This is a genomic window from Virgibacillus proomii (genome assembly GCF_900162615.1).
Classification (GTDB): Bacteria; Bacillota; Bacilli; order Bacillales; family Amphibacillaceae; genus Virgibacillus; species Virgibacillus proomii.
Map to the genome: position 1 here is coordinate 153,903 of NZ_FUFN01000007.1, position 7,927 is coordinate 161,829.

Annotated in this window: 6 protein-coding genes and 1 tRNA gene; all 7 read right to left on the reverse strand. The window is 37.6% G+C overall.

From position 1 onward, the window contains the following. Nucleotides 1-568: 568 nt before the first annotated feature. Nucleotides 569-1,378: a pyrroline-5-carboxylate reductase gene (proC, locus tag BN1066_RS00950; RefSeq protein ID WP_077317627.1), complete on the reverse strand. Its 810-nt coding sequence runs from the start codon at nt 1,376-1,378 to the stop codon at nt 569-571. Nucleotides 1,379-2,376: 998 nt separating this feature from the next. Continuing rightward, a tRNA-Ser gene (locus tag BN1066_RS00955) sits at nt 2,377-2,469 on the reverse strand. A 714-nt stretch (nt 2,470-3,183) separates the two neighbouring features. Next, entirely contained in the window at nt 3,184-3,573 is a 390-nt protein-coding gene (locus BN1066_RS00960) for an RDD family protein (RefSeq protein WP_077317629.1), read from the reverse strand. Between the two features lie 233 nt (nt 3,574-3,806). Further along, the gene (locus tag BN1066_RS00965) at nt 3,807-5,015 is read right to left on the reverse strand and encodes a M20 family metallopeptidase (protein ID WP_077317631.1); all 1,209 of its coding nucleotides are present in this window, start codon (nt 5,013-5,015) and stop codon (nt 3,807-3,809) included. A gap of 21 nt (nt 5,016-5,036) precedes the next feature. Further along, the gene (locus BN1066_RS00970) at nt 5,037-5,858 is read right to left on the reverse strand and encodes a MetQ/NlpA family ABC transporter substrate-binding protein (RefSeq protein WP_077317633.1); all 822 of its coding nucleotides are present in this window, start codon (nt 5,856-5,858) and stop codon (nt 5,037-5,039) included. 18 nt (nt 5,859-5,876) lie between these two features. Continuing rightward, the gene (locus tag BN1066_RS00975) at nt 5,877-6,527 is read right to left on the reverse strand and encodes a methionine ABC transporter permease (protein WP_077317634.1); all 651 of its coding nucleotides are present in this window, start codon (nt 6,525-6,527) and stop codon (nt 5,877-5,879) included. After that, on the reverse strand, nt 6,517-7,548 hold the full coding sequence (locus BN1066_RS00980) for a methionine ABC transporter ATP-binding protein (RefSeq protein WP_077317635.1): 1,032 nt from the start codon (nt 7,546-7,548) through the stop codon (nt 6,517-6,519). The genes BN1066_RS00975 and BN1066_RS00980 overlap by 11 nt, the downstream gene beginning before the upstream one ends. Between the last annotated feature and the right edge of the window lie 379 nt (nt 7,549-7,927).

A 7,927-nucleotide genomic window follows, 5' to 3' on the forward strand; every position in this document is an offset into this window, starting at 1 on the left:
ATATCTATATGATTATTTAAAGAAAACGAAACAATTACCCAGTTTCCAACTGATGATCTAGTAGGATTCTAGAGCAGCTTCATAATCGCTTGTATAACACTAGTTCCTGCTCAGTTATAAAATTTGCTCCTTAAAAAACGGCAACGGATAATAACGTCGCCATTTTTTAAGGAGCTTCTTTGTCATTCTAAAAACTTATAGAAAACTATATGAATTCTTTCAAAATACTTATAAAATGAATCTTCATGCAGTAGAGCTTTTCTTTCATTTTTCACTAATTAAAAAGGCTAAAACACACGTGCCCTGAAAAACCTCCATGTATAGCTTCGAAGTTTTCTTTAGTCCTTGAAAAAGAAGAATGCTTTTTCAAGGTGCGATGCCTACTTAAGCAGTCTCTCTTATCCTATCACCCCGAACCAATCGGGCATTTAGGTGCCGTTACCTACACTTAGACCTCTTTGCATTCTTGAAGTAGAAGCCCTAGGCACCTTAGATGGAGGATAAAAATCTCTATGGAACCGCCATTTTTCCTTACCACAGCTGTTTATTACTTCTTATGCGGTAAAAATCACTTTCCCAATTCTATGGATCGGTCTCTAGCTGCATATATACAATCTACTACCATGTTTTGAAAATTATTTTGCTCTAAAATATGAACTCCTGCCTCTGTGGTTCCGGCTGGGCTCGTAATCTTTTTGCGTAATTCCGCAGCTGTTTCTTCCGATTGATTCAGCATCTCTCCAGCTCCGAGTACTGTTTGGTTAATTAATTGCTTCGCTGTCTTTTCATCCATTCCAGCCTCTACAGCAGCTTTTTCCATTGCTTCCACTACATAATAAATATATGCTGGACCACTGCCAGAAAGCCCCGTAACCAAATGCATTTCGGCTTCATCAACTACTACCGTCGTCCCGATCGTGTTAAATAATTGTTCACCTACTTTTAGATGTTCTTCTTTTGCATAAGTACCTGTGCATAAAGCTGTTGCAGAATAGCCGATGGAAGCTGACGTGTTTGGCATTGCTCGAATAATAGGGATAGTTAAACCGGCAAATTCTTGAATCGCAGTCGTTGACACACCTGCTGTCACAGAAATAATTAATTGCTCGCTCCTCAAGTATTTTTTGATAGGCTGGATTGCCTGTTCCATATCATTCGGTTTAACAGCTAAAAAAATAATATCGGAATGTTTAATTAATTCTTCCTTATCATATATAATGTTTATCTGATAACGTTCCTTCAATTGTTGGAGTCTCTCATAATTATTGCGATTTGTTACCGTTAGTTGGCTTTTATCGATAATTCCGGATCGAACTAAACCGGCAATAATTGCCTCAGCAATCGATCCAGCACCAATAAATGCAATATATTTATTCATATTTTACTCCTCCTTCAACACTTCTTCATAAGACGAACAAAGCGTAAACGCTGGTTAGCAACGACAAACTGGCGAGCTTCTAACAAGATAAAGAGAAACTTCATTCCGTGGAACGCTTTTTACACGGAATGTTAGTACCTTAAAGGTATGACCTAAAGGCCCTTGAACCAATCGGGCATTTAGATGCCGTTATCCAATTCAGACTTCTCTGTATTCCTCTATAATCTTAAAGGATAGTCTTACAGCACCTTACATACAGGATAAAGTGAAGCTTCATTCAAGAAGTGCTTTTCTCCTTGAAAAATCGCGATGCATCGCTGTCGTAGACTTTCTTGTCCTTGAAAAACCGCGGTGTATTGCTATCGAAGCATACTCTGTCCTGTCACCCAAACGAATTTGGGGATTTTAAGGACGTTTTTCCTATATCAAAAATTTGCTTTTGATTTTTGATATGAGATAAATCCGGCGGACGGCATAACCCAATTTAGACGGATAGCTTGATCGCTTAAGTTAGGCTAGACCAAAGCTAAAAGGATATCCCTCGCCATGTAGAAGCATATATAAGTTGCCACAAATAAAAAAACCCTTTCTATCCCTAAATATAAGGACGAAAAGAGTTTTCCGCGGTACCACCTATATTGGCATAGTTATACTATACCCAGCTTTTATTGATAACACAGAATTACCTGCGGCCAGTTTTTACTAACAGCTCATAGGTAGGTTCATACCTGCCGGTTACGGTTGGGACCTTTCAGCCGATGAATCCCACTCTCTTTCGTTCGTACATGGTATTACTAGCCTAGTCATTGCTTTTAATATTTTTATTAATTATGTACTATATGCGCAAATCGCTAAAATGTCAAGTGACTATGATCTTTGTCCCAATAAACAACATATTGCCATCCATAAAACAGCATTTTTAAGCCCTTAACGAGTAAAAAAAATCGCTACGATGTAACGATTTTTTCATCTCCAAAATTTTATGCGCTAATATAAAATGGAGGAGGTAGAGGGATTCGAACCCCCGCGGGCTGTTACACCCCTGTCGGTTTTCAAGACCGATCCCTTCAGCCAGACTTGGGTATACCTCCGTGACGACAAGATATAATATACCATGGTTTCAATATGCTTGTCAATTGTAAATATTTTTTAGAAAAAGTTTTATTTTTCCTTCTAATCGCCACTATTTACAATACCATATTATCGCTGAAATATTCGCTCTCTCTTACTGAAATATCCCCATTCAGTTGCAAGAGAGAAAACTTATTTCATTATGTTATGTCCTCAGGTTATATTATATTCCTTGTCTAACTATAACATGCAATAAAATTGCCTAAACTTAAAACTTATAAGATTGTTTATTAAAGTCCAGCAATAAGGACACTTCGAATTCTTTTGTACTTTAGAACATATAAAATTATAACGAAAATTCATTCAACATAGTTAAAAATTTTAAAGTACTATGTATAAGTGCAACTTGGCCATCCTCTACACTCTGCTTGCCACTAGCCACGTTTTCTTTATTGTCTTGTTTCTGTACTATTGGAAAAGTGAGTAGAGATGATTCTCAAAGGAGCAATGCTCGCGTTCATGTATCTAATCAAAGTTCCTCTACTAAAAGTGCCCACGTCCTGTGGGTAACGTAGAAGTAAGCACTTCCTGTACAAGTAAGCTATCCGAAACTACGTCGTCCTCAACTTCGACTAGCTAGGACATGCTAGTGTTGACGTTCAACAAGGATGTTTTGAAATTATCCGACCTTTGTCCTTTTTATCCTCCTTGTTGAACACGTACTTATATTCACTTTACTGTTCTTTTACTACTGTTTTCGCAAATCGATCATGCGGGAGGATTGCCCCATCTTCACTTTCAAATGCTTTTCGATTTTTTAAGTAATCAATCGTACTCCATGTATCTCTATATCCGATACGTTTTAAAATTTGAACTGGTGTTAATGCTGAACCAGTTTCATTTTCAAGCACGAGCCCCATTTTTTTATAACCTATCGTTTGACCATTTTTCCGTAATTGCACAAATTCCAGAGCCCACATGACTACTGTTGGGGTTAGGAAAACATGAACTGCTTCATTTTTGACTTTTTTCCGTAAAAAATGCTCAACTCCAAGTGTTACAAAACTTGATATTGTTAGATCAAGCAGCAACGCCTTCGTACGCTTTTTTGTTATCGGCTTCACGAATATTCCCCCTTTAATGGTTACTTATCATTATATACGATTAGCAAAAGAAGTGGTTTCAATTGTTTTCCACTTCGATTCAGTTCGGATGATAAAATAACCAACCTCTCCACACTACATCATGGAGAGGTTATACAAGGGCAAGAAATTGAGTTTCTAAGAAATTACTGATAACAAAGAAAGCTATATATCATTGTGACATTTCTAGTAAGTTATCAAGTTATTAGCATACGCTAATTTGCAATTGTCCTTTCCTGAAACTCACGTCGAACACGTTTATACGCTTCCTCATCCGTAATAAGTTTTAATGCAGTAAAAGCAGCGGCCTTTGCTGCTATGAGTAAAGCCTGATCAGCTTGTTTTGACTTAGCTGCTTCACGAAAGGCGACCGTATGACCTATTAAATCACTTGGACCAATTTTTATATGAGGGTGAATAGTCGGAACAACTTGGCTAATGTTCCCCGCATCTGTTGATCCGATTGCTGTTTTTTCTACTGAAAGTACTTTCTCTCCCAAAGTTTCTACTTCCTGTTTAAAGAGATCATCAAAGTTTTGATTCACAATAAAATTATCGACTTCATTTTGAAATGCAGTAATTTTCACTTCCGCTCCCGTTGCTAAAGCAGCACCTTGGGCAATCGCTTTGATTCGTTCTGTGATTTGATTTAATGTACTTCTTGTGGCAGCACGAATAAAAAATCTCGCTTTCGCATAATCTGGTACAACATTCGGTGCATCGCCACCATCGGTAATAATACCATGAATCCGCACATCTTTCGGAACATGTTGACGTAATGCGTTGATTCCGTTAAAAAGCTGGATTACACCATCCAGCGCATTAATTCCTTGTTCTGGATGAGCTGATGCATGCGCTGCTTTACCAAAAAACTCAAAATCAAGTGGATCTACTGCTAAAGAAGGGCCAGTCAATGTTGTATCTGCTCCGGGATGAACCATGATAGCTGCATCAATACGATCAACTAATCCAGCCTTTACAAAGCTTCCTTTTGCACTTCCATTTGGTCCGCCTTCTTCAGCTGGGGTACCGAATACGACTACTTCTCCACCGATTTCATCGATTACCTTACTTAAAGAAATTGCTGCTGCAATACTTATTGTTCCAATTAAATTATGTCCACAGGCATGCCCAATTTCTGGAAGAGCATCATATTCTGCTAAAAAAGCAAGTTTTAACCCGTCCTTTTTTCCTTTCCGCTTGGCAATAAATGCCGTTGGATGTCCGGCGATATCCAATTCAATTTCGAAGCCTTTCTCTACCAAAAGATCCGTTAATGTTTTAGCTGCATATACCTCCTGATTACCGATCTCTGGATTTTCATGGATTGTATGGCTTATTTCTATATATCTGTCTTGATTAGCATCTATATCTTCTGCTATTTGCTGTTTTAGTTTCTCTATCTTTTTTACCACTACAGTCATCTGCTTCACCTCATTTAATTTTTATTTATATCCAATCTCACTTAACGGTAAAAACGTTGGAATTGTATTTCCTTTACGTTCTTTTTTAATGAAATTAGCTACATCCTCTGATTGATAAATTTTTACCAGTTTATTTAACAACTTATCATCTTTATCTTTAGCTTGAACGGCTATGATGTTTACATAAGGTGTTGCCGTCTCATCTTCATGATAAATTGAATCTTCTAAAGGACTTAAGCCAGCATCAACAGCTATCCCATTATTAATAATCGATGCATCGACATCTGGAAGAACTCTTGGTGTTTGCCCCGCTACCAATAATTCAAACGTAAGATTTTTTGGGTTTTCTGCAATTTTGTCTAATGAGCCGTTACCATCAAAACCTTTTTCCAATTTAATCAGCCCAGCATCCTCAAGAAGTAACAATCCTCTTCCCATATTCGTCGTTTCCTTCGCTAAGGCGATTGTTCCGCCGTCAGGAATATCCTCAGGACTGTCATGCTTTTCGGAATATAACCCCATTGGTGCAATAACTGTTGTTGCAATTGGCGCTAAGTCTAAATCGTGTTCTTTAATGAAATTTTCAAAGTAAGATATCGTTTGAAACGAATTGGCATCAATTTCACCTTCAGCTAATGCTAAATTTGGCTGTACATAATCTGAAAAACGAACGATTTCTACATTAATTCCTTCCTTTTTCGCTTTTTTTGCTACATAATCCCAAATCGTCGTATCTGAGCCACTGATTCCCACCTTGACTGTAGAAGTTGCTTCACTTTTAGAACAAGCAGTAATCAAAACTGCAGCTAATAATAATGAAAAGATGAATACGATTTTTTTCATGTTGTTTCGCTCCTCTTTTTATCTTCTTCTAACTTTTTTAGCAATGAAATTGCCAATTGATTGCAAACTTTGTACCATAATGATCAGAATACCAACTGTAATTACCATAACAACCGTATCAAAGCGTTGATATCCATAAGTAATTGCTAAATCGCCAAGTCCGCCACCGCCAACAGCACCCGCCATTGCCGAAGCGCCAACTAAACCAATTGTTGCAATAGTTATCCCTAATAGTAATGAACTAAGTGCTTCCGGAATTAAAAAACGCATCATAATTTGCCATGGCGTTGCTCCCATTGCTTGTGCTGCTTCCATCACTCCAGGGTCCACCTCTAATAATGAATTCTCGATTAAACGGGCTATATATGGTCCAGCAAATAAAACCATTGGTACAATAGCAGCTGCTGTTCCAATCGATGTTCCTACAATTAATCTTGTAAGAGGGATGACTGCTACCATTAGAATAATAAATGGTATGGAACGGAAAATATTTATGACTGTGTTTAAAGCCGTAAAAATAAATTTATTCTCCCATAAATGCCCTTTTCGTGTCACAACTAATAAAATTCCTAAAACGAGACCGATAATAAAAGAAAAGATTAAAGATACACCTACCATGACAATTGTTTCCCATAATGCTTGGATAATTTCTTGCTCGTCAACTAACATCTACTAACACTTCCTTTATCGTCACTTTCTGCTGATGAATATGCATGATGGCACGATTTATTTCTTTTTCCTCTCCCGAAAACTGAACAATCAAGTTGCCAAAAGGAATCCCCTGAAGCTCTGTAATACTGCCAAATAGAACATTGACATCGACGGTATATTGTTTAGCAATTTGTGATAATAGTGGTTCACCTGCTGATTTTCCGACAAAACTGATTCGGTATAGTTGACTGCCATCACCTTGTTGTCTAATTAATTGAAAGATCGACTCCGGTATATTGTCATGCATGACAGAACGGACAAAATTACGTGTAATAGCTGTTTTTGGCTGTGAAAAAACGTCAAATACACTGCCTGTTTCAATCACTCTTCCCTTATCCAAGACCGCTACCTTATCACATATTTCACGAATAACGCCCATCTCATGAGTAATCATCAAAATAGTGACATGATACTCTTCATTGACTTTTTTTAATAATTTTAAAATGGACTGTGTCGTTTCTGGATCCAATGCAGAGGTTGCTTCATCACATAAAAGTATTTTTGGTTTGGTTGCTAATGCTCGTGCAATCCCTACACGCTGCTTTTGGCCACCCGATAACTGATTTGGGTAAGTTTTTGCCTTATCCGCTAAGCCAACAAATGCTAACAGCTCGGTAACCCGTTTTTTTACTTCCTCCTTGGGAACATTGGCTAATAATAAAGGCATTGCCACATTTGTATAAACATTTTTGGAGTTCAATAAATTAAAATGCTGAAAAATCATACCAATTTTTCGTTTTGCCTCTCTTAATTTCTTAGAAGAAAGATGTAATATGTTCTTGCCGTCCACTACCACCTTTCCGGATGTCGGTCGTTCTAGTAAATTAACACAGCGAATCAGTGAGCTTTTCCCCGCACCACTAAATCCGATAACGCCATAGATCTCTCCTTTGTCAATATGCAAGTTTACATCATCTAATGCTGTTACTTGCTGCTGTATCCCTTCATAAATTTTTGTTACATGATCAAATGTAATCACCATCTCACTCCCTAATTATTTTCTTTAGCAAACTAGCGACAAACCTCTTGACGTAAAACCTATCTAGATTTTACACATCCGTTTATCTTGCTATTACATTAGCTTGTCGCCAAGTCTTTATGGCGAAAATGATCGTTTTTCTTATACGATAAAGTGAAACTTCATTTCTTGGAATGCTTTTCCCAATAAATGTTAGTTAAACGAATCGGGCATTTAGGTGCCGTTTTCTCCCACTTAAATCCTTTTGTATCAACTCAAGATTTTGAAGTGGGAGTCTTACGGCACCTTACATGCGGGATAAAGTGAAACTTCATTCCGTGGAATGCTTTTTACACGGAATGTTAGTACCACAAGGGTATGACCTAAAGGCCCTTGAACC